Source organism: Bradyrhizobium sp. LeoA1Lang (genome assembly GCF_055413685.1).
In genome coordinates, this window is sequence record NZ_JBVAPG010000154.1 from 1 (window position 1) to 18,584 (window position 18,584).

An 18,584-nucleotide genomic window follows, 5' to 3' on the forward strand; every position below is an offset into this window, starting at 1 on the left:
CGTCACCGGCGAGCGACAACACGCCTCAAGCACCTTGCGATCTTTCCGCGAAAGGTGGACTTCTCTTGCTTCGGGGATCATCCATATCTTGAATCACGACTCACGATCCAAGAAAAGTGGGTACTAGCGAGTGAATGTCCGAGATGAACAGCAGCATGCCTGCGAGCTTCTGCCCGCCCTGAATGATGCCGAACTCGGAGGCCTGTTTGATCGCCTTGATCGTATCGCCACCGGCATTGGCAAGCGCAATGATGTCGGCGCGCGATGCCTGCGCCTGAAGCAGGAAGGACGCGAAGTCGTTCGAATCGGTCGGGTGCTTGACGCTGCCAACGACCTTGCCACCGTTCGCGTTGACGACGGCACTCGCATCGCGCTCCAGCGAATGCCCGAGGGCGAAGTCGGCGGTGACGAAGAACCAGGTCTTGCCGCCGGCTTTGGTGATAGCATCGGCGGTACCGTGCGACAGCGCCCAGGTGTCGTAGGTCCAGTGCACCGAATTCGGCGTGCAGGACTTGCCCGTCAGATCCGACGTGCCCGATGCGGTGAACAGCGCGACTTTGTTCTGCTCCTGAACGAGAGGCGCGATGGCCAGCGAGATCGCGCTCGTCGGCAGATCAACGACCGCATCGACATTCTCCGTGTCAAACCACTTGCGGGCGATGCCCCGCGCCACGTCCGGCTTGTTCAGCGCATCAGCGCTGACAACCTCGATCTTGAATTTGTCGGATCCCGGCAGCTTGTTGAAATCCTCGACCGCCATCCTGGTCGCTTCGGCGGCTCCCATCCCCCCGATGTCCGAGAAGATGCCGGACATGTCCGCGAGCACGCCGAGCTTGACGCTGGTCTGGGCCAAAGCGGCCGACGCGGTCACCATGCACATCGACGCCACCGCCGATGAGAGCAAATTCCTGAATGCAGCCATGAAAGGTCCTCCCCCGTTGGGCTTTCGCTGATGGTGGTAGCCCCAGTCAGCAAAATTCTTGATTGTGAATTCATAAGACACGTATATGAATTTCTTGTCAAGGCGATTCGATCCGACCCTCGGAGCCGAAGTCCCCAGGAGTTGCTGGCTCAAATTCCGGGACGAGCTCCCGGCTGAGCGGATGATGCTATGACCGTGGGGTCGCCAATCAGCGGCTGAGTAAGCGGGAGTTGTTGTTCGACGTCACGGAGCAACCAACCTTCGCGGAGAAGATGCGGGTTTCGTATGTTGGTCAGGCAGGCTGCTAACGTTCTCGAACTGCTGGAGTACTTTGCGCGCCGCAAACGACCGGCGACGCTGGCCGAAATCTCTGATGATCTGGGCTGGCCGCGTTCCAGCACCTTCAATCTTGTCGGCACGATTGTCGAAAAGGGATGGCTCTACGAGACGCGGGCGCGAAGCGGTTACTATCCAAGCCCGCGCTGGCTGACGCTGGCGCGCACCGTTGCGGACGCGGCGCCGCTTCCGGAGGTCGCTTATGCACTCGTGGCGGAAATTGCCAAGGAAACCGGAGAGACCACGGCGATCGCGGCCTTGGCGGGCACCTCTGCGATCTTCCTGCATGTCGAGGAATCCGGGCAATCGGTCCGCTACTTCGCTCAAGTCGGCGACCGGGTGCCCGTGTATGCAAGTTCGGTAGGAAGAGCCATCCTGGCGCAGCATTCTCCCGAAGAACGGCGCGCAATCTATCGCAAGATCAAGTTCGAGCAGTTTTCCGAAACCACTCCCACGAATGCCGAAGCAGTGGAGGCTGAACTCGAGATCGCCGCCAAACGAGGCTATCACCAGAGTTCGTCGGAGTACATTCCCGACCTGGCAGGTGTCGCGCTCTCTCTTCCGCTCAGTTCACGGCAGCTCTCGATCGTCGTTGCCGGACCGACGTCTCGATGCCTGGAGCGAAGACCACTGACCGCGGCAACGATGCAGAGCGCATTGCGCCGCTTTGCGTCCGAGTTGGAATGCAATTGAGCGTTACGGAAGCGGCACCTCCGCGTTCAAGAGCGATTCGTGCCGCCGCACCAACTACGGTGACCTGTTAGATGCCGCAACGGATGGCATACAGGTGATGGTATCGATGTTCTTGAAGGATCGATGGTCGTTGCGGCAAACGCTGCCGTCTGCTCAGAACGGAGACAAGGTGCGCGCTACTTGCCCTTGCGGCGTGAGGCGCTTCTCGGCGCTTCAGTCGGCTTCGTCATCGAGGCCGCGGCGCCAAACCGTTTGCGGTTGAACGGCACGGCGCCGGCTCCCGCGACCACCTCGACGTCTTCGAGATGCAACGGCTGGCCGCCGGCTGTCCGCAATTCCGGATACTCGATCGGGCGTCCGGCATGTCGGTCACGAAAAACCACTTGCGGGCCCTCCGGCTCCGCCAGCCAGTTGTCACCCCATTTCTTCAACGCAAGATAGGCCGGGAAAAAGTCGCGCCCCTTGTCGGTCAGAACATATTCGTATCGGCCGGCGTGCTCGGGCAGCGGCACACGAGCCATGACGCCCGCCTCGACAAGTCTCTTCAACCGATTGCTCAGGATGTTGGGCGCCACGCCGACGTAGTACTCGAATTCGTCGAACCGCTTCACACCATAATAGGCCTCTCGCAAGATCAGGATCGTCCAGCGGTCGCCGACGATTTCCATGGCTCGCGCCATGGAACATTCCTTGTTTGCGAGACGGCTTTGCTTGACGCCGGACATGGCTCTTTTCAGCTCCGAACTCGACTCCCGTACCATATTGGGCCGAGTTCGCGTATGTCCAGTCTGTACCTTGGCTTGTTTCTCGGTGGCTCAGGCCGCCTGACCTGGCTCGGTCTGCGGTTTGATGGCGATCTCCGGCTCTTGTGCGCGCCGATGTGTCACCAGTGCGCCGGCTTCGCTCAAGCGCTTCAATTCAGCCTCACTGACGCCGAGTTCGCCGAACACCGCAACGTTATGCTCACCCTGAAAAGCCGGCGTGCCGATCGGCGTCAACTCTTCTTCCGTGAAGCGCCAGGGACGTCCGGGCAGGCGATACTGACCACCGCTGCGGTCGGATACGTATTGCACGGCACCCCAATAGTTGCTCCATTCCGATGCCGTGAGTTCCTTGATCGAGCGGATCTCGCCCATCGCGATCTTGGCTTCATCGAACTGGGCGTCCAACGTCGCCATGTCCGGGAAGGTCAGTATCCACGACTGGATGATCTGGTGGAGCGCACCGAAATTCAGCCGGCGCGCGGCTGCATTGCAGAACCGCGGATCGTCGATGAGGTCCGCTCGGCGCATCGCACGCAACCACGACGGAAAGGTCCGGCTGCCGACAATGCTGGTCGCGACCGTGAAGTGCTCGCCTTGCGGCCCGGTAAAGAACGAGCAGTCGGTGGCGCCAAGCACGGCGGGTTCGGCTCCGATATCGTCATCGGCGAGATCGACATGCGCGCGTTCGTTGACCGCAAGCAGCGTCGCGGCCATCGCGACATCGATGTACTGGCCGCGCCCGGACTTCTGGCGGCTGTTGAGCGCTGCCAGGATGGCGATCACTGCCTGCAATCCAGCATAGACATCCGCGTGCGACAGGCTGTCGGTGCGCGGTTCCGTCAGCGCGCTGCCATAATGACGAACGCTGTTTTCGGTGAAACCCGCCTCGGCCTGCACCGTCGGCGCGTATGCCATCCGACTTCGCCACGGTCCTCCCTGGCCATAGCCGGTGATCGAGGCATAGATCAATCGCGGATTTCGTTTTGAGAGAGTCTCATAGTCGAGACCGAAGAAACCCAGCGTGCCCGCACGGAAATTCTCGACGATGACATCGGCTGTGTCGCAAAGTTTCAACGCCAGCTCATAGGCGCCGGGCACATTGAGATTGATGCTGACATTGCGCTTGCCGGCATTCTGCTGTGCGTAGTAGCCCGACATGCCGTCGGTCGACGGAAATGCGAAGCGCGAGACATCAGGGCTTGGCGGCTCGATCTTGATGACCTCGGCGCCAAGATCCTGCAACGTCCGTGCGCATAACGGGCCGGCGAGCACACGGGAAAAATCGACAACACGGATTCCGCTCAAGGGGCCGCTCATGTCAGCGCCCCGCGAATTTTGCGAGACCCGGGCCATTCTTGCGGAATGACGCGAGACCGGTCTTCAGATCTTCCGAGGCCCAAATCGGCGCCTGCACTCTTGCCATCGCCTCATCGGCGGCAGCGACGCCTTCATTGACCGCGATATAGGCGAGCTGCTTCGTGGCCGCATGCGCCACGGTCGGGCCCTGCGCAAATTCTTCCGCAAGCGTCATCGTGGTCTGTTCCAGCGACTCTTGCGGCACGGTGAGATTGATCAGGCCCCATTTCTCCAGCGTCGGCGCGTCGTAGCGTCGGGCCAGCATCGACATCTCCTTGGCGCGCTGAGCACCGATGCGCTGTACCTGGCGCTGGATTCCGCCGAGCAGAGGATGAAGCCCAAGCGTGGCCTCGACCGATCCAATCTTTGCCGAGGAAGCGGCGATAATATAGTCGCAGGAAAGCGCAAGCTCGAGTCCGCCACCAAGGCAGACGCCGTGAACGCTGGCGATCAGCGGAATAGGCAACAACTCCATGAAACGCAGGAATTCGACGCCGTTCAGCCGCCTGTTTTCGCTGGCCTGATCAGCCGCACCCGCGGCGACCCGCTTATCGAAGATATCCAGATCCGCGCCGGCCGAGAAATGGCGTAGTCCGCTGCGGATCACAATGGCGCGGCTGCCAGCTTTCTGAGCCGCCTCTACCTGCTCCACAAGCGCATTGATGAGCTTTGGGCCGAGCAGGTTGTACGGCCGATAAACCATGGTCAATACGGAGATATTGCCGCGCTCTTCGCGCGTCACGAGCACGTCCTCGGACAAGATTGCCTCCTGTGTGTCGGCGCTGCTTTCGAAACGGCCGCATTCTCGTTTCGCAGGACACTACATCATGACTTGCATTTTGCAAGTCACGAGTCGTTGTCCGAATGACAGGGCGTCCCCCACCTCCGCTTGCGGCGTGACTGCGCGCAATTAAGTTCTCTTGTGGCCGCACGGCTGGACGCGGATCGCGCCGAGGTACCAGCGGTTGAGCGATTAGGATATTGCGGAGGCCCGCCGAATCTCGCAGGACCGAATCCGCGAGGCCCGCATGAAATACGCAGAAGATCGCCCCTATGCCGACCCAGAGAAAGCCGCTCGCCGGCTCATGGAACTGGCCCAGGCTGTTGAGCCCGTTCAGGACGGCCGCATCCATATCGAGAAAATCAATTACCCGATGCTCTCCCAGGACAAGGCCAAGCCGGCCGAATACAGCGCGGGCCCCAAATTCGCGATCGAGCGGGGCTGGCTCCGGCTGCATGAGAGCGGCACCTACGTGAAGATCACGCCGGAAGCGGGCGGTGTACCGGTCGTTGACATTCAACGAACATAGTTTTCGCAATCTTTCGAACCGGCCCCGGAGACTCGCGTCACCCTTGGCCGGAGGTAGGTATTTTGCCGATGAAGAGACTTCTGATCGTAGGCGTTGTAGCCTTTTTGCCGACGACGTCGGCCATCGCATCCTTTCAAGAGCAAGAGAAATGCCTTGAAGGATGCATTAGTAGTTGGAATATGTGCGTTATGGAGTGCGGCGGAGACAGCAAGGGACACGGATCACCAAGCGCGCACAATAGGATCGAAGCTTGTGTGGCCTCGAGGCGTTGCCGCCCAAACTACGATGCTTGCGTTGCGAACTGTTCGCGAAAGCGCAACTAGGAGACGGTCCCTCCACCCCGCAAACCGCGGCCATTCTCATTATTTCCATGATCGCGTTGCGGCTCGGGGTCTCGTCACATCGCCTATCGAAGGCCGGCTGCGTGCATCGATGGGCGTGCGTCGCTCAGGGACGGACGCGGATGATCGTTTTCCCCTTTCGTCGCTCGGTCGGGTTCAAGGCGGCGACGGCATCGTCGAGGGTCGAGACGTTGCCGATGTTCGTCCGCAGTCGTCCGTCCCGCACCCGCAGGACGATCTCACTCAGTTGGGCACGATCGGACTCGACGACGAAGTCGACCGCGAGGCCGTCGGCGGGCCGTGCCTCGGCCGGCCCGACGATGGACACCAGCGTTCCTCCGGCTCGAATCAGGCCTGCGGACCGCTTCCCGATGTCGCCGCCGATGACATCGAACACCAGATCGACTCCGCCGACGTCTTCCAGGACGTCGTTGTCGAGGTCGACGAACTCCTTCGCGTCGAAGTCGAGCACCGTCTGACGGTCGGCGGCGCGTCCGGTGCCGATGACGTAGGCGCCGGCCTCTCGTGCGAGTTGCGTCACCATCGACCCGACTGCGCCGGCCGCACCGTGCACGAGGATGCTCTGCCCCGCCTGAAGGCGGCCGTGGTCGAACAGTCCCTGCCACGCAGTTAGGCCCGATATCGGCAGGCTCGCGCCCACCGCGAAGTCGACGTCGCCCGGCAGCGGCGCGAGGTTGCGTGCCTCGATCGCCACATACTCGGCCAGCGTGCCGTCGCGATACCAGTCCGCGAGGCCGAACACCCGCTGTCCCACCGACAGCCCCCTCGTGCCATATCCGAGAGTGGTGACCACTCCGGCCAGCTCGTGCCCAGGGATGGATGGTGTTCGGTCACGATCGGCGCGATTGGTCCAGGTCGAGGGCCACGCGAGCTCAGTCGGGACGAATCCCGACGCATGAACCTGAACGACGACGTCGTTTATCGCTGCCTGCGGCTCGGGCCGCTCCACCAGCTTCATCCCAACCGTTCCCGCAGCCTGGTCCGTTACAACGATAGCCTTCATGGGAATTATCTCCTCGGTCATTTGTCTCTTTGGTGGAAATGTTGCAGGGAGCGTGGACGCGCCGGCTATCCGCAAAATGCCAGCCGTTGTCGAAGTCCTGTCTCCGTGTCTGCGATCTGCGCTGTCTGCATTGACCGGGGCTCCCACTAAGCCTGATGGATCGGGATCGCTCCGGTCGCCGGTGTTAGCGAATAGATGCGTTGCGCCTGCTCATAAAACAGTACCAAGATTAGTGTTTTTGGCTGTACCACTGCGCGATGGCTGCCCTCCCCATCCAACTCGATCGTGCCAGAAGGGCTCCGGTGGCTGCCCAGATTTCGGGGCCAAAACGGACCTCGCACAACCGAGACAGCGCCTTCGCATTTCCCGCCCCAGATAGCTGCATAGAGAGGATGAAGTGCCTTCTCTGCGAGGACAGCGGTTGGGTTTGTGAGAACCACCAGGACCGGCCGTGGGAAGGTGAGCACGCTTGCGGCTGCGAAGGCGCCGGAGCGCCTGCCCCGCCCGCAACGTTCCGAAGGAAGGGGATGCCCCTCGCCTCGCGGGCTCGGGTGGCCGCGATTACGCTTCGGCTTGGACTCAAGCAGCGGCCAGAGGAAATCGTCATCAACGAGGAGACCGGCACGCGATATGCCGAGAAGACCTACGGCAACCACGTCATAGCCGTGCGCTGGCTGCGACCTGCTTGCCGCGTCATGAACCTTTCGCCGCATCGGGGTTGGGGGAGCCGCCACTCCGCTTTGGCTAGAACGTTCCCTAAACAAAAATCAAAAAGGGTCGCACGAATGCGACCCTTTTTTCGTGCAGGGAACAGTCGCATGACATGCCTCTAATCCATCATCGCCATCCAGAAATTCCACTGGTCTATCAGCATGTTGCTAGATGGTGGGGGAGGCAGGACTCGAACCTGCGAAGCCATGAGGCGGCTGATTTACAGTCAGCTCCCTTTGCCACTCGGGACACTCCCCCGTCCCAACAGCGTCGGACGCCACCCGCCCGAAGTGGCGGCGGACAGGTCAATCGGTGACGCTGGTGACCGCGGGACCCGTCGGGGTGCGCGGCCGGCGCGTTTATGTGCGAAGGGAGGTGGCAAAGTCAACCAAGGGAAGCCGTTAATCGGCATCCTTTTGCCGGCAAAATTGCCATTGTCCGGAACCCGTGAGACAAGGCCCGTGATGAGCGATCGTGACCGCAAGCCCCCATTCCGCCGCGGCGGGGCTAAACCGTTCGAAAAAGGGCGAAAATCGGCCGGGCGGCCGGTTTGGCGCAGCCGCGATTCGGATGCCGACGGCCCGGTGATTCTCTACGGCTGGCATACGGTTTCGCTGGCGCTGGCCAATCCGGAGCGCCGGATCCGCAAGCTGTTCGTAACCGAGAATGCGGCCCGACGGCTCGCCGAAGAAGGCATCGACACCCGCGTGTCCCCGGAGCTCGTCCGCCCCAGCACGATCGACCAGCGTCTGGGACTGGATGCCGTGCATCAGGGGCTGCTGGTGGAGGCCGATCCCCTGCCCTCGCCGGATATCGATACGCTCGAGCCCGAGGGCATCGTGCTGGTGCTCGACCAGATCACCGATCCGCACAATGTCGGCGCCATCCTGCGTTCGGCCGCGGCCTTCGCGGTGAAGGCGATCGTCACCACCGCCCGCCACAGCCCCGAGGCGACCGGCGTGCTCGCGAAATCGGCCTCCGGCGCGCTGGAGCTGGTGCCGCTCATCACCGTGCAGAACCTCGCCCGCGCGCTGACCGCCTTGAACGAGCGCGGCTTCCTGACCGTCGGCCTCGACAGTCAGGGGAGCGAAGATCTCAGTCAGGTCGCGCTACGGCAGCCGCTCGCGCTGGTGCTCGGCGCCGAAGGCAAGGGATTGAGACAACTGACGCGGGAGACCTGCAGCGTGGTGGCGCGGCTCGACATGCCCGGCGAGATCAAGAGCCTCAACGTCTCGAACGCCGCGGTGCTCGCGCTCTATATCGGCGCAAGCCGGCTCGCCCTCATGTGAAAGCGCCCGCTCGCGCGATGCGAACGGGCGCCAATCCCAGGAAGCGCCTGTCAGGTCAGTAGTAGCGGCGCAGCACGCGCTGGCCGTGATAATATTGCGAGTGGCCGTAGCGATAGTGCGAACGATAGTAGCGCGGGCGCAACGGACGATAGTACGAGACCCCACCCTCGCGATAGGTCGGGACCGGCGCCCAGTTGCCCGGGCCGGTATAGGTCGGACCCTGGTTGACATAGTAGTATTGCTGCTCTGGATCCGGGAGCCGCTGGGTGACCCAGCCGTAGCCGGGGCCACAGCCGCCGCAGCCAGAGGTGTAGTTGTAGCTCACGACCGGTGCGGAATAGACCGGCGCGGCGTAGACCGGCGGCGCGCAGGGGCTGGCATAATAGCCATAAGAGCCGCACGGCGAGCACGAGCCGTACCCGCACGCCATTGCGGGTGCCGCAGCCATGACCGCGACTGCCGCGACCATTCCTGAAATTATGTGACGCATTACTCTACTCTCTCCTGTTGGTGTGTTCTTGTTGGCTCATCTCTTTGTTTGAGCATGGTCTCCGCGCAAACGCTTTGCGTTTGTCGCGAGGGAAAACCGGTTTCCACTTTTCCGGACCATGCTCTAGCGCGGAATTCTCGGCGGCCGGCGGTGATGGTCGCGCGGGAGCTGGTCATACTGCGGCGCGTAGATGATGGGCGGCGCATCGACGGGCGGGCCTGACTGCGCCGGCAGCGGCATCGACTGCGCGGACCAGGATTGGTGATAGCTTTCGGCCGGCTTGGGCAGACGCCGGTTCGAGGGCGGCTCGATCTCCAGGCGCCCATAGCCCGGCATGTGGCCGAGGCTCGGATAATAATGGCCGACATTGGGCTCGGAATCGATGTAGCGGCCGCCATAGATGGTCGGCTGCACGTGGACATTCTTGCCGAGGCCCCACTCACCTTCGATCACGGCATAGGAGGCGTCGATGCCGTTGATGATGATCGGCACGCCACGGCGATAGGGAACGACGATATCGAAGCCGCCGCCGGAGCCGCCGCCGGCAAAGGCCGTCGACGTCATCGCCAAAAGAATCCCCGCTGTAATGCCAACGCGCATTGGTTGCTTTCCTGTCTCGTTCAGCAACCTAATCGAATGCGCGCAGCCAAAGGTTAAGGCGGCAGGCCAAACTGCCGGTAAGCCTAACGCGTGAGCATGCCGGCTCGCTCAATTGCGGGCGATCGCGATCAGGATTTGTTAACGCCGTATGCGCGGCCGCTTACGCCAGCAGCGTCTCGATGAAGGTGTTCACACCGATCGCGATGGTCACGAGCCCGACCGCGCCTTGCAGCCCGCGGTTGGCCCAGGTGAGCCAGCGCGCGGATGCCGCGATCGGCACCGCAATCACGGTGGACAGCGCGCCCATGCCTACCATCGAGCCAATCCCGAACAGGGCAACATAGCCCAGTCCGACGATCGGGCTCGAGGCCTGCGACACCGCAAGCACCAGCAATGCTGCAGAACCGGCCATGCCGTGCATCAAGCCGACCAGCAGCGTGCGCCAGCGAAAGCCGTGCGCGTGGACATGTGTGGCGACATGATGCGGCTTCGTCTCGCCGGCATGGCTGTGGGCGTGGAAATGCACCGTTCCGTCGCCGTGGCCATGGCGGTGGAAATGGACGCGGTCGCGCCACAGACGCCACAGCACATGGGCACCGAGCCCGATCAGCATGATGCCGACGGCGCCCTCGATCGGCCGGGCCACCGTCTCGGGGATCGCGTGTCCGAGCAGGATGGCGGCGCCCGCGAAGCAGAACAGCGTCAGCGTATGGCCGAGCCCCCAGGTAAGCCCGTGCCTGACGATGTCGCCGACATGGGTCCGGCGCGCGGCGATGCTGGAGACGGCAGCGATATGGTCGGGCTCGAGCGCATGCTGCATGCCCAATAGAAAACCAAGTCCCAGGATTCCAAACATGCGCGCCGCCCGCTCCAATACCCCATTTGACACGAAGTCACGGCCCTTGTCAGGCACTGCTTCAACAAAGGGCGGCGTATCAACGTCCACGAGTACCAACCTTCCTATGCGCTTGCTGCGATCACCTGGGTTTGAAGTCGCGTGAACAGGATCAGTGGAACAGGCCGGCCGCGCGGCCGCTTGGTGTCGGTTGCGACTTCAAGGAGAATCTCACATGAGACCACTCGCTATCGCCGGCACCGCCGCGCTGCTCGCTTCCGCCCTGGCCGCTCCCGCCGGGGCGCAACAGGTGATCTACAATCCCGGCTATTGCGCTCAGTTCTATCCGAACGCCAATTGCCAGAACCAAGGACCGGGAAATCCCTATACCGGCAGCTACCAGCAGCGTCGCGCCGCCGCCTATCAGTACAACAATGGCTGGAACAACAGCTACGCTCGCTGGGACGATCGCAGCGGCTTCTGGCCGGGCAACGTCGCCGCCGGGGTTGTCGGAGGCGCCGTCGGCACGGCGGCCGCGGTCGCCACTGCGCCATTTGCCGGCTTCGATAACGGCTACCGGGGCGGCTACTACACCCAGAGCTACGCCGAGCGTAACGGCCTCGTCTGCACGCCCGGCACCTGGTTCCGCGGCGAGGATGGCCGCCGCCACCCCTGCCAGTAACCCGATCGACCAGTTGGGGAAAAGGTGGCCGCCCGGCCGCCTTTTTCCTGCACAGGTCTTGCCTGGCTGCCCTCAGGTTCTGGCCCTGCGCCGACAAGTCTGATATGCGAGCGGCCGAAATTGCCGGCTTAGCTCAGCGGTAGAGCAGCGGTTTTGTAAACCGAAGGTCGGGGGTTCAATCCCCTCAGCCGGCACCATCCGCTTCATCAAAGCGCCGTGTTTTGCGCCAAGATCGTTTCAAGCCATTTCCATTGTCGAGGCGGACTGCGCGCGTATTTCAGCCGAACAGGATTTTAAGAATGACTTATTTCATCTACGCCCGCGACGGCACGGGGCAGATCATCCTCAGGCGCGAGAGTGAGGATGCCGCGCTGAAGAAAGCGCACGAACTCAAGGAGATGGGCTGGTTCGACGTCGAGATTCGACAGGACAAGAAGCCTGCCGCTGCCTGATGAACCTTTGCGGTTCGTGCCGGACATACGTTCGAGGTGCCACATGTCCGACACACAGCACTACCGGTTTCAATCCGAGCAAGCGAAGCGGCTGGCCTATCAGGTCATTGATGCAGACGTTCGCGAAAAACTGCTCGAAATGGCCGATGAATATGACCGCTACGCTGACCTGGTCGAAGCAAAGGCCGCCGAACGGCTCGCCGAGACGACCGCAACACCACTTCCCGCGAGCTAGAGCGTTTTCGAGCGAAGTGGACACCGGTTCGCGTGAAGAAAACGCGTCAAAACAAGAATCTAGAGCTTGGGTTCTGATTCCATCAGAACCGAAAATGCTCTAGACGCCGGTCACGAAGCCGTAAGCGGGCCACAAACATTTGATGCGTGATGAAGCGGCCCCCTGCCCGCTCTGGCGGCGTCGCCGTGGACCGGGTACACCATCCGCACAATGGCGCATCACGAAACGCTCTATCGGCCCGACATCGACGGGCTGAGGGCAATCTCCATTCTGCTGGTCGTCGGTTATCATGCCCAGCCTTGGCTGGTGCCGGGCGGCTTTATCGGCGTTGACGTCTTCTTCGTCATCTCCGGCTTCCTGATCACGCGGATCATCCTGACGAGGGTCGACGCCGGCACCTTCTCGTTTGCCGATTTCTATGCGCGGCGCGTTCGCCGCATCTTTCCAGCCCTCGTCGTCGTGCTCACCGCGACCTATCTGGCCGGCTGGTTCGCGCTGCTGCCCGATCAATTCGTGCTGCTCGGCGAGAACATTGCCGCCGGCGTCGCCTTTGCGGCCAATCTGTTCCAGCTCAGGCAAACCGGGTATTTCGCGCCTGCCGCCGCGGACAATCCGCTGCTGCATCTCTGGTCGCTGGGCGTCGAAGAGCAGTTCTATATCTTCTGGCCGCCGCTGATCCTGCTTCTCTCCGCAACCGCAATCCGCGGCCGATGGATCGCGGTCATCGCGCTGGTCTCGTTTGCGTTCAGCCTGAGCATCTACTTCGGCTACGAGACCGTCGCGTTCTACTCACCGCTCACGCGCGCCTGGGAGTTGCTCGCGGGCGGACTTCTTGCCCACCTGGAGCTCGTACGGAAGAGCGTTAGCTGGGACAAGCGGATCGGCGAGTATCTTGCTCTGTTGGGCCTTGCCGCGATCCTTGGCCCGGCGCTGCTGTTGGATCGCACCAGCGCATTCCCGGGCCTCTACGCCCTGCTGCCGGTGCTGGGCGCGGTACTGTTGATCGCCACGCCGAATTCGGCCGTGAACAAGATGCTGCTGTCGAACCGACCAATGGTATGGATCGGCCTGATCAGCTATCCGCTTTATCTCTGGCATTGGCCGGTCCTGTCCTATCTCGGCATTCTGCGCAACGGCGTGCCGAACGTCATGGAGATCTGGGCGGCGGTCGCCGTCTCCGTGATTCTTTCCTGGCTGACATTCCGCTTTGTCGAAATTCCGCTTCGCCACTACGACCGGGCAGTCAAGAGACTGGCGCTCGGTCTCGTCCTGGTGGGTGTTGCCGGTCTCGTGACCATCGCCGCGGCCGGATTCGATTTTCGTTTTCCGGTGGAGGTGCAGGCAATCGCGCGGACCCTGGCCAAGGACAATGCGGGATTTAGCGATAAGTGTTTCCTCGAAACGCCGGGCGCTGAATTCAACGCTGACTGCATCGAGCAAGGAACGCAGTCGCTCGTATTCTTGTGGGGCGATTCCACCGCGGCCGCGCTCTATCCGGGCTTGAAGGAAGCAGAGGCCGCGAGCGGATCGTTCCGGCTGGCGAGATTCAGCGCACCGGGCTGCGCGCCGATCCTGGATTCGGGCGCGAATGCGCGCTGCGACGAGGTTCATCGCATCGCGTTCGGCCTTCTTCAGTCCGCGCATCCAGATATCGTGCTGCTCCATGCGATGTGGGGCACGAACAACGATCTCGACAAGTTGCGCGAGACGATCGCACGGCTGCGCGCCAGCAAGGTCCGGCGCATCGTGATCCTGGGTCCACTGCCGGTCTGGAAGCGAACGCTTCCCCATACGCTCGTCAATCACTACCGGGCTTGGCACGAGATTCCGGAGAGGATCGCGGTGGGTGTATCGGGCTTGGACAATGATCAGCGGATGGAGGCTTTCAGCAAAGCCGAAGGAATCGAGTACATCTCGGCCTGGCATACGCTGTGCAATGCTGCGGGCTGTCTGACCGGAATCGGGACCAACGCCAACCAGGTGCTGATAACCGATATCGTGCACCTCTCCGACGCCGGCTCGAAGTTTCTGATCAGAGCGATCGGCAGGGAATTGCTGCCGTTTCCACCGCGCCCGTGAGGACGGCGGCTTCGACCTGTTATGGTAAACGATCTCTTCCGATTGACGCGGTGTTACTCTTTTGTCACCTCGGTGGAAATTGGGACTGCCGTAACCTGGGATGCTTGATTCCGGAGGCAACCTTTGCTGCAGTCGAATGAGGCCGAGGTGTGCCATGAAATGGATGAAAGAACGCGATCTCCTGATCGCTCAGACAATGGCGTTCGTGCAATCGGTGACCGGCAAGAAGCCCGACGCCGAGTTGTTGTCGCCGGCCACCGAAACGACCGTCCGCGCGACCATAACCACCGCCGTGGTTAACGTCGAAGCCGTGCTCGCCGAGCCGACAGCGATCCCGGTCGCCGTCCCGCCCAAGCCCGCTCAGACGATGCCCGCTCGGACAATGCACCCTGAGGCAAGGCCATCTCAGGCGAAGCCGCCTCAGATCGCGGGTCTCGACCTCCCCGCCGATTTCCAGTCCGAAATCCGTGCCCGGGTGGCAAGCTTCCGCGCGCACCAGGAGCGGTTCACCCGCGAGCGCGAGGAATATTGCCGTGCCACCATGGCCAAGGTCCGCGCCAGCCTCGGCGAGGGCACCTAGCCGCCCCGCTCCACCGAATAGAGTAGTCCCCCGACTGTCCCGCTAACGTCTTGGCGGTCAGAGCCAGGCCCATACCAGCAGCATATTGGCCACGGAGGCGACCAACAGCGCCACAGTGAGCGTGACATGCACGCGTTCGCTGGATGTGTGCAGAACCGTTGTCATGGCCTGGACCATCCGGCGATTCTAGCACCGGAGTCTTGCGGATTCTTTTTTGCGGGATTCACCACTTATTAGGGACTCAAGACGGGGTGACGGACGCCCTCACCTGGGCGTGAAACAAGACGGTTGGCGATGCTGAAACTCGGGGGGCGGGGTTGGCGTTGACTGCCTTTGCGGAGCCAAGAATAAGGATGCCCTACGCGCTGTTTTCCAAGGAGGCCAAGCTGAGCAAGGCCTATCCGACCGAGGCGGATGTCTGGAAGGTCGCCAGGAAAAGCGGCCTGGTCGTCGACGTGGCGACAGAGGACGACAAGGCCGCCCCGCGGCCGGTCCTGGACAATGATTACGAGATCAGGCCCTGCCAGGCGGAGCCGAACGAAGACCCCGCCAAGAACAAGGCCGATGCCGAACGCGAGGCGCGGATCGAGCCACAGCTCTCGCCGCCCGAGCCGCCGCAGGAAGAACCCTTACGGCGTCGCGCTCACCAGTGAGGCCTGCTCCGAGGCCAGCGTCACGCACGCCTTGCGCCGGTGCAATCCCCTGATCGCGCCGGTGACCTTGAGCACCTTGCCAACCCCGCAGGCCGGATCCTGAACAAAGGCGACTTCGTAGGGCGCGAGAATCAGCGGCTCGGATTTCAGCACGGTCTGGGCAAGGCATGGCGATATCGCCGCAGAGAAAATCAACCCTAACGCAAAAGCACGCATGTTCGTATGTCCACCTGGCCCGGCGGCCGGCATAATAAACCATCGAGGGTGAAAGTTCCGTGCACTGCAAAAATTATTTTCGCGGTGCCGGTAGCCCTGCAGCAAAAGGGCCGGCGGGGAAGCCGGCCCTCGCCCCCGCGGAAACCCGCGATCAGTATTTGGAAGCGACCGGCCCGCCCCAGCCGAAGCGGTAGTTCACGCCGACCTTGACCGTATGCTCGTCGTCCCGGAAGCGGGAGCCGACGATCTCGGCCGGACCGGAGGTGAAGGTCGTGTGGCCGAAATTGTAATACTGGTACTCGGCCTTGGCCGACCAGTTCGGCGCAAACATGTATTCGAGACCGGCGCCCACGGTGTAGCCATTCTTGCGGTTACCGTCGGTCGTGAAGGGCTGCGGCACGCCGGCGAAGGCGACGCCGATGTTGCTGTTCTCACGCCACGCATAACCGCCCTTGGCGTAGAGCAGCGCCGGGCCCCAGGTGTAGCCGATCCGGCCGGTCACTGAGCCGAGCTGGTCGGTGTTGCCCGTTACCACCGTTCCAGCGGGGAACACGAAGCCATTATTGCTGGCGCCCGTCAGCCAGCTGTATTGCGCCTCGACGCCCGCCACCCAGTTCGGCGCGAACTGATAGTCAAAACCGCCCTGCACGCCGCCCACGAAGCGCGCGTCGCTACCCAGCAGATTGTTGCCGTCGGTGAAGCCGCCGCCGATATGTCCGCCGATATAGAAACCGGTCCAATTGTAAACCAACGCCGGCGCCGTATAGGCCGGCGGTGCCTTGGTATAGGGCCGTGCCGGCATATCAGCCGCAAAAGCCGGGCCGGCGAATGCGGCCAGGGCGACTGCGCCAAGCAAACACTTCTTCATGGTAGTTCCCCGTTTACTCACGTCGCGACATCAATCCAAACAACGTGACTTCAATTAGGTTGCTTTGGGGCACCGCCAGAGCATCACGTGTTCGTCACCGTGACAGCGCCGCAACATCACCCGTTGGTTCCATTGCATGGAAGAATTTTCCTCCGGTTAATCCGGAGCCGGCCACCAGAACGGATGTCGAATCTGACTAAGCCGAGGTTCAACCCTCGCCGAAAAGTGATCCGATCCCGGTAACCCTCCGGCCACCGAACCGGCGCTACCGCGACATGTTCTCCAGCTCTGGAAATGGCGCATAGGTCGCGCCGGCGCAAGGCTCGGTAGCATTTTCCATCATGCGGTCGAGGCGGCCATCGACGTACACGATCGCGCGCTCCCGCGTCGGCCGATAGGCGCCGTCCGAGTCGCGGGCGCTGAAACGCAGGCAGGTGATGTAGCGCAGCCGCCCGCCCACCGTCCGCTGCACCGGCTCGGCCATGGCTGCGTCCCGCACGCCGGTGGGATCATTGAGATAGGTGTGCATGAACGCCACGGTCTCGACGCGGTAATTCTTCGGAAACGGCTGGTCGGCGACACCGCGGTCATCGGTGAAACTGATCGACCTGTTGTCGTCGCTGCTCAATGCGGAGCAGGCCGCGAGCGCGATCGGCAACAGCAGGATCGCCGTAAGTCTTGCTTTCTTCCCCAAGTTCCTTTCGCCCCAAAGTCGACTGCATCGGTCCCGGCGGTTTCTTAGACTGGCTAGCGGCGAAAGGGAATTCGGATCTCGGCGTCGGCTCAATGCACCATCCCACGGCCATTGGGGATGCAATGGCCGTGGGTGGGCCTGATATCCGCCGGCGCGGTGGGGCAATGTGGATCAAAACCGCGGCGGACGGACCAGTCGTGAAAGCCAGGGTTCAGCCGCGCTTGGCGGGCCGCACGATGTGCTTGACCGCGACCTTCGGCGTGACATGCGTCTTGATCACACCGATGTGCTTGTGGTGGCCATGATGGCGGACGTAGCGCTGGTGCTTATGATGGTGGCGCACCATCTTGGCATTGGCATTCAGCGCCTTGGGCTTCGCCAGCTCGGACTTGATCACCGGCGCGTGGGTCGTCTTGCCATAGTTGCCGGCAAACGCGGGCGCGGCCATCACGGAAACCGCAAGCAGCGCCGCGGAAATGGTCTTGAGCATGGTTGTCTCCTCTTCCAGGGATCGCTGAGACCTCCGGTCGGATGGCCGGGCTCGCCGATCAGTGACGATGACCTTAAGTCGGCGGCGCTGAACCCACGCTGAAACGCGCGGACGGAATTCGTTCATCTGCATGACATCCTGTTCATGTCCGTGACTGCGTCACGTCTGCGAGGCGTGAGTTTCAAAATGGCGTGCCGAAGCGGGAATGTTTCGGAGCACCGGGTGTTCAAGGAAGCGGGCCGCGGTTATAGGATCGCCGGGCTGACCATCAGGAGAGAGGCATGCAGAAATTCGCGATCAGGCTGTTGACGCTCGCCATGTTGTCGCTGACGCTTGCGGCAGCGCCCGTCGTTACCGCGGTCTATGCCGCGCCGGATAACGATCCGCCCCCGCCGCCGCCCAAGGGCAAGAAGAGGTCGGAGATCCGCCCGAGCGTCGAACAGGCCGCCTTCGAGAATGGCTATCGTTCCGCCTATGCCACGATCTACGACCGCCACGATTATGCGAACGCGATCGAGCAATTGAAGGCGCTGCACCGCGACGACACCGCCGCCGTCGCCAACCTGATCGGTTATTCCTATCGCAAGCTCGGCGACTACAAGCTGTCGCAAGTCTGGTACGAGCGCGCGCTGAAGGCCGATCCGAACCACGTCAAGACCTGGCAGTATTACGGTCTGTGGCAGGTCGAACAGGGCAACCGCGACCAGGCGCAGTATCATCTCAACCGCATCGCCCAGCTCGCCGGCACCAACAGCGAGGAATACCGCTCGCTCGCCGCCGCGCTGGAGAAGCCGCCCGGCACCGGGCTGGTGTATTGAGGCCGGTGCTCCGCATTCGTCCCTTCTCCCCTTGTGGGAGAAGGTGGCGCGCATGAAATGCGCGACGGATGAGCGACTATCTGGATTGTCAAGTTGCATTGGCGTAAGCGGCACGCGCCTCGCGTGCTTTGGCGTTGAGGCGGACC

At 62.2% G+C, this 18,584-nt stretch carries 22 protein-coding genes and 2 tRNA genes; 11 read left to right on the forward strand and 13 right to left on the reverse strand.

Translation table 11 applies throughout. The annotated features are described in order from the left end of the window. Positions 1 to 100: 100 nt before the first annotated feature. Positions 101 to 922, reverse strand: coding sequence for an ABC transporter substrate-binding protein (locus ACZYOF_RS34480; protein ID WP_463718558.1), 822 nt, complete (start codon positions 920 to 922; stop codon positions 101 to 103). A gap of 285 nt (positions 923 to 1,207) precedes the next feature. Here ACZYOF_RS34480 and ACZYOF_RS34485 point away from each other — a divergent pair, with 285 nt between their 5' ends. After that, positions 1,208 to 1,951, forward strand: coding sequence for an IclR family transcriptional regulator (locus ACZYOF_RS34485; RefSeq protein ID WP_463718559.1), 744 nt, complete (start codon positions 1,208 to 1,210; stop codon positions 1,949 to 1,951). A gap of 176 nt (positions 1,952 to 2,127) precedes the next feature. On the opposite strand, the gene ACZYOF_RS34490 is transcribed toward ACZYOF_RS34485, so the two are convergent. The 3 genes from ACZYOF_RS34490 to ACZYOF_RS34500 all read right to left on the reverse strand — a co-directional run bounded on the left by ACZYOF_RS34490 (position 2,128) and on the right by ACZYOF_RS34500 (position 4,831). After that, complete coding sequence (locus ACZYOF_RS34490) at positions 2,128 to 2,631, reverse strand: winged helix-turn-helix transcriptional regulator (RefSeq protein WP_463718560.1); 504 nt, start codon at positions 2,629 to 2,631, stop codon at positions 2,128 to 2,130. 135 nt (positions 2,632 to 2,766) lie between these two features. Then, the gene (locus ACZYOF_RS34495; RefSeq protein ID WP_463718561.1) at positions 2,767 to 4,020 is read right to left on the reverse strand and encodes a CaiB/BaiF CoA transferase family protein; all 1,254 of its coding nucleotides are present in this window, start codon (positions 4,018 to 4,020) and stop codon (positions 2,767 to 2,769) included. A 13-nt stretch (positions 4,021 to 4,033) separates the two neighbouring features. After that, entirely contained in the window at positions 4,034 to 4,831 is a 798-nt protein-coding gene (locus ACZYOF_RS34500; RefSeq protein WP_463718562.1) for an enoyl-CoA hydratase/isomerase family protein, read from the reverse strand. Between the two features lie 268 nt (positions 4,832 to 5,099). On the opposite strand from ACZYOF_RS34500, the gene ACZYOF_RS34505 reads away from it, so the two are divergent. Beyond that, a complete protein-coding gene (locus tag ACZYOF_RS34505; RefSeq protein ID WP_282530834.1) occupies positions 5,100 to 5,381 on the forward strand; it encodes a hypothetical protein in 282 nt (93 codons plus the stop codon). Positions 5,382 to 5,828: 447 nt separating this feature from the next. On the opposite strand, the gene ACZYOF_RS34510 is transcribed toward ACZYOF_RS34505, so the two are convergent. After that, positions 5,829 to 6,746 carry an NADP-dependent oxidoreductase gene (locus ACZYOF_RS34510; RefSeq protein WP_463718563.1) on the reverse strand — a complete coding sequence of 306 codons (918 nt, stop codon included), beginning with the start codon at positions 6,744 to 6,746 and terminating at the stop codon, positions 5,829 to 5,831. A gap of 883 nt (positions 6,747 to 7,629) precedes the next feature. Beyond that, a tRNA-Tyr gene (locus tag ACZYOF_RS34515) sits at positions 7,630 to 7,715 on the reverse strand. A 206-nt stretch (positions 7,716 to 7,921) separates the two neighbouring features. Between ACZYOF_RS34515 and rlmB the strand changes: the two genes are divergently transcribed. Then, positions 7,922 to 8,746, forward strand: a complete 825-nt coding sequence (gene rlmB / locus ACZYOF_RS34520; protein WP_463718564.1) for a 23S rRNA (guanosine(2251)-2'-O)-methyltransferase RlmB — start codon at positions 7,922 to 7,924, stop codon at positions 8,744 to 8,746. 55 nt (positions 8,747 to 8,801) lie between these two features. Here rlmB and ACZYOF_RS34525 read toward each other — a convergent pair whose 3' ends face one another. From ACZYOF_RS34525 to ACZYOF_RS34535, 3 genes are all read right to left on the reverse strand, one after another. After that, on the reverse strand, positions 8,802 to 9,236 hold the full coding sequence (locus ACZYOF_RS34525; RefSeq protein ID WP_130584373.1) for a hypothetical protein: 435 nt from the start codon (positions 9,234 to 9,236) through the stop codon (positions 8,802 to 8,804). Between the two features lie 123 nt (positions 9,237 to 9,359). Further along, the gene (locus tag ACZYOF_RS34530) at positions 9,360 to 9,836 is read right to left on the reverse strand and encodes a hypothetical protein (RefSeq protein ID WP_282530836.1); all 477 of its coding nucleotides are present in this window, start codon (positions 9,834 to 9,836) and stop codon (positions 9,360 to 9,362) included. A 160-nt stretch (positions 9,837 to 9,996) separates the two neighbouring features. After that, the gene (locus ACZYOF_RS34535) at positions 9,997 to 10,692 is read right to left on the reverse strand and encodes a HoxN/HupN/NixA family nickel/cobalt transporter (RefSeq protein WP_463718565.1); all 696 of its coding nucleotides are present in this window, start codon (positions 10,690 to 10,692) and stop codon (positions 9,997 to 9,999) included. Between the two features lie 214 nt (positions 10,693 to 10,906). Here ACZYOF_RS34535 and ACZYOF_RS34540 point away from each other — a divergent pair, with 214 nt between their 5' ends. The 7 genes from ACZYOF_RS34540 to ACZYOF_RS34570 all read left to right on the forward strand — a co-directional run bounded on the left by ACZYOF_RS34540 (position 10,907) and on the right by ACZYOF_RS34570 (position 15,352). Then, positions 10,907 to 11,353, forward strand: a complete 447-nt coding sequence (locus tag ACZYOF_RS34540) for a hypothetical protein (protein WP_463718566.1) — start codon at positions 10,907 to 10,909, stop codon at positions 11,351 to 11,353. Between the two features lie 122 nt (positions 11,354 to 11,475). Further along, a tRNA-Thr gene (locus ACZYOF_RS34545) sits at positions 11,476 to 11,550 on the forward strand. A gap of 102 nt (positions 11,551 to 11,652) precedes the next feature. Continuing rightward, a complete protein-coding gene (locus tag ACZYOF_RS34550) occupies positions 11,653 to 11,805 on the forward strand; it encodes a hypothetical protein (RefSeq protein WP_155255128.1) in 153 nt (50 codons plus the stop codon). Between the two features lie 43 nt (positions 11,806 to 11,848). Then, positions 11,849 to 12,040: a hypothetical protein gene (locus tag ACZYOF_RS34555; RefSeq protein ID WP_130584218.1), complete on the forward strand. Its 192-nt coding sequence runs from the start codon at positions 11,849 to 11,851 to the stop codon at positions 12,038 to 12,040. Between the two features lie 210 nt (positions 12,041 to 12,250). Next, on the forward strand, positions 12,251 to 14,119 hold the full coding sequence (locus ACZYOF_RS34560; RefSeq protein WP_463718567.1) for an acyltransferase family protein: 1,869 nt from the start codon (positions 12,251 to 12,253) through the stop codon (positions 14,117 to 14,119). A gap of 154 nt (positions 14,120 to 14,273) precedes the next feature. After that, positions 14,274 to 14,699, forward strand: coding sequence for a hypothetical protein (locus ACZYOF_RS34565; RefSeq protein ID WP_130583660.1), 426 nt, complete (start codon positions 14,274 to 14,276; stop codon positions 14,697 to 14,699). 353 nt (positions 14,700 to 15,052) lie between these two features. Further along, positions 15,053 to 15,352 (forward strand): hypothetical protein, encoded by a 300-nt coding sequence (locus ACZYOF_RS34570; protein ID WP_130583659.1) that lies wholly within the window; start codon positions 15,053 to 15,055, stop codon positions 15,350 to 15,352. Here the strand turns inward: ACZYOF_RS34570 and ACZYOF_RS34575 are convergent. The 4 genes from ACZYOF_RS34575 to ACZYOF_RS34590 all read right to left on the reverse strand — a co-directional run bounded on the left by ACZYOF_RS34575 (position 15,329) and on the right by ACZYOF_RS34590 (position 17,620). Beyond that, positions 15,329 to 15,568, reverse strand: a complete 240-nt coding sequence (locus tag ACZYOF_RS34575; RefSeq protein WP_130583658.1) for a hypothetical protein — start codon at positions 15,566 to 15,568, stop codon at positions 15,329 to 15,331. The two genes, ACZYOF_RS34570 and ACZYOF_RS34575, sit on opposite strands and share 24 nt — an antisense overlap. A gap of 151 nt (positions 15,569 to 15,719) precedes the next feature. Continuing rightward, positions 15,720 to 16,436 carry an outer membrane protein gene (locus ACZYOF_RS34580; protein ID WP_463718568.1) on the reverse strand — a complete coding sequence of 239 codons (717 nt, stop codon included), beginning with the start codon at positions 16,434 to 16,436 and terminating at the stop codon, positions 15,720 to 15,722. Between the two features lie 265 nt (positions 16,437 to 16,701). Next, on the reverse strand, positions 16,702 to 17,130 hold the full coding sequence (locus ACZYOF_RS34585; RefSeq protein WP_394569228.1) for a hypothetical protein: 429 nt from the start codon (positions 17,128 to 17,130) through the stop codon (positions 16,702 to 16,704). Positions 17,131 to 17,341: 211 nt separating this feature from the next. Next, positions 17,342 to 17,620 (reverse strand): His-rich protein BRANT, encoded by a 279-nt coding sequence (locus ACZYOF_RS34590; protein ID WP_207234660.1) that lies wholly within the window; start codon positions 17,618 to 17,620, stop codon positions 17,342 to 17,344. 281 nt (positions 17,621 to 17,901) lie between these two features. Here ACZYOF_RS34590 and ACZYOF_RS34595 point away from each other — a divergent pair, with 281 nt between their 5' ends. Beyond that, positions 17,902 to 18,438 (forward strand): tetratricopeptide repeat protein, encoded by a 537-nt coding sequence (locus ACZYOF_RS34595; protein ID WP_463718569.1) that lies wholly within the window; start codon positions 17,902 to 17,904, stop codon positions 18,436 to 18,438. The last annotated feature ends 146 nt before the right edge of the window (positions 18,439 to 18,584 follow it).

Excerpts from the sequence above, each read along its gene's own strand:
- ACZYOF_RS34480 (WP_463718558.1), bottom strand. The coding sequence starts at position 922 with ATGGCTGCATTCAGGAATTTGCTCTCATCGGCGGTGGCGTCGATGTGC.
- ACZYOF_RS34485 (WP_463718559.1), top strand. The coding sequence starts at position 1,208 with ATGTTGGTCAGGCAGGCTGCTAACGTTCTCGAACTGCTGGAGTACTTT.
- ACZYOF_RS34490 (WP_463718560.1), bottom strand. The coding sequence starts at position 2,631 with ATGGCGCGAGCCATGGAAATCGTCGGCGACCGCTGGACGATCCTGATC.
- ACZYOF_RS34505 (WP_282530834.1), top strand. The coding sequence starts at position 5,100 with ATGAAATACGCAGAAGATCGCCCCTATGCCGACCCAGAGAAAGCCGCT.
- ACZYOF_RS34510 (WP_463718563.1), bottom strand. The coding sequence starts at position 6,746 with ATGAAGGCTATCGTTGTAACGGACCAGGCTGCGGGAACGGTTGGGATG.
- rlmB (WP_463718564.1), top strand. The coding sequence starts at position 7,922 with ATGAGCGATCGTGACCGCAAGCCCCCATTCCGCCGCGGCGGGGCTAAA.
- ACZYOF_RS34525 (WP_130584373.1), bottom strand. The coding sequence starts at position 9,236 with ATGCGTCACATAATTTCAGGAATGGTCGCGGCAGTCGCGGTCATGGCT.
- ACZYOF_RS34530 (WP_282530836.1), bottom strand. The coding sequence starts at position 9,836 with ATGCGCGTTGGCATTACAGCGGGGATTCTTTTGGCGATGACGTCGACG.
- ACZYOF_RS34535 (WP_463718565.1), bottom strand. The coding sequence starts at position 10,692 with ATGTTTGGAATCCTGGGACTTGGTTTTCTATTGGGCATGCAGCATGCG.
- ACZYOF_RS34540 (WP_463718566.1), top strand. The coding sequence starts at position 10,907 with ATGAGACCACTCGCTATCGCCGGCACCGCCGCGCTGCTCGCTTCCGCC.
- ACZYOF_RS34550 (WP_155255128.1), top strand. The coding sequence starts at position 11,653 with ATGACTTATTTCATCTACGCCCGCGACGGCACGGGGCAGATCATCCTC.
- ACZYOF_RS34555 (WP_130584218.1), top strand. The coding sequence starts at position 11,849 with ATGTCCGACACACAGCACTACCGGTTTCAATCCGAGCAAGCGAAGCGG.
- ACZYOF_RS34560 (WP_463718567.1), top strand. The coding sequence starts at position 12,251 with ATGGCGCATCACGAAACGCTCTATCGGCCCGACATCGACGGGCTGAGG.
- ACZYOF_RS34565 (WP_130583660.1), top strand. The coding sequence starts at position 14,274 with ATGAAATGGATGAAAGAACGCGATCTCCTGATCGCTCAGACAATGGCG.
- ACZYOF_RS34570 (WP_130583659.1), top strand. The coding sequence starts at position 15,053 with ATGCCCTACGCGCTGTTTTCCAAGGAGGCCAAGCTGAGCAAGGCCTAT.
- ACZYOF_RS34575 (WP_130583658.1), bottom strand. The coding sequence starts at position 15,568 with ATGCGTGCTTTTGCGTTAGGGTTGATTTTCTCTGCGGCGATATCGCCA.
- ACZYOF_RS34580 (WP_463718568.1), bottom strand. The coding sequence starts at position 16,436 with ATGAAGAAGTGTTTGCTTGGCGCAGTCGCCCTGGCCGCATTCGCCGGC.
- ACZYOF_RS34590 (WP_207234660.1), bottom strand. The coding sequence starts at position 17,620 with ATGCTCAAGACCATTTCCGCGGCGCTGCTTGCGGTTTCCGTGATGGCC.
- ACZYOF_RS34595 (WP_463718569.1), top strand. The coding sequence starts at position 17,902 with ATGCAGAAATTCGCGATCAGGCTGTTGACGCTCGCCATGTTGTCGCTG.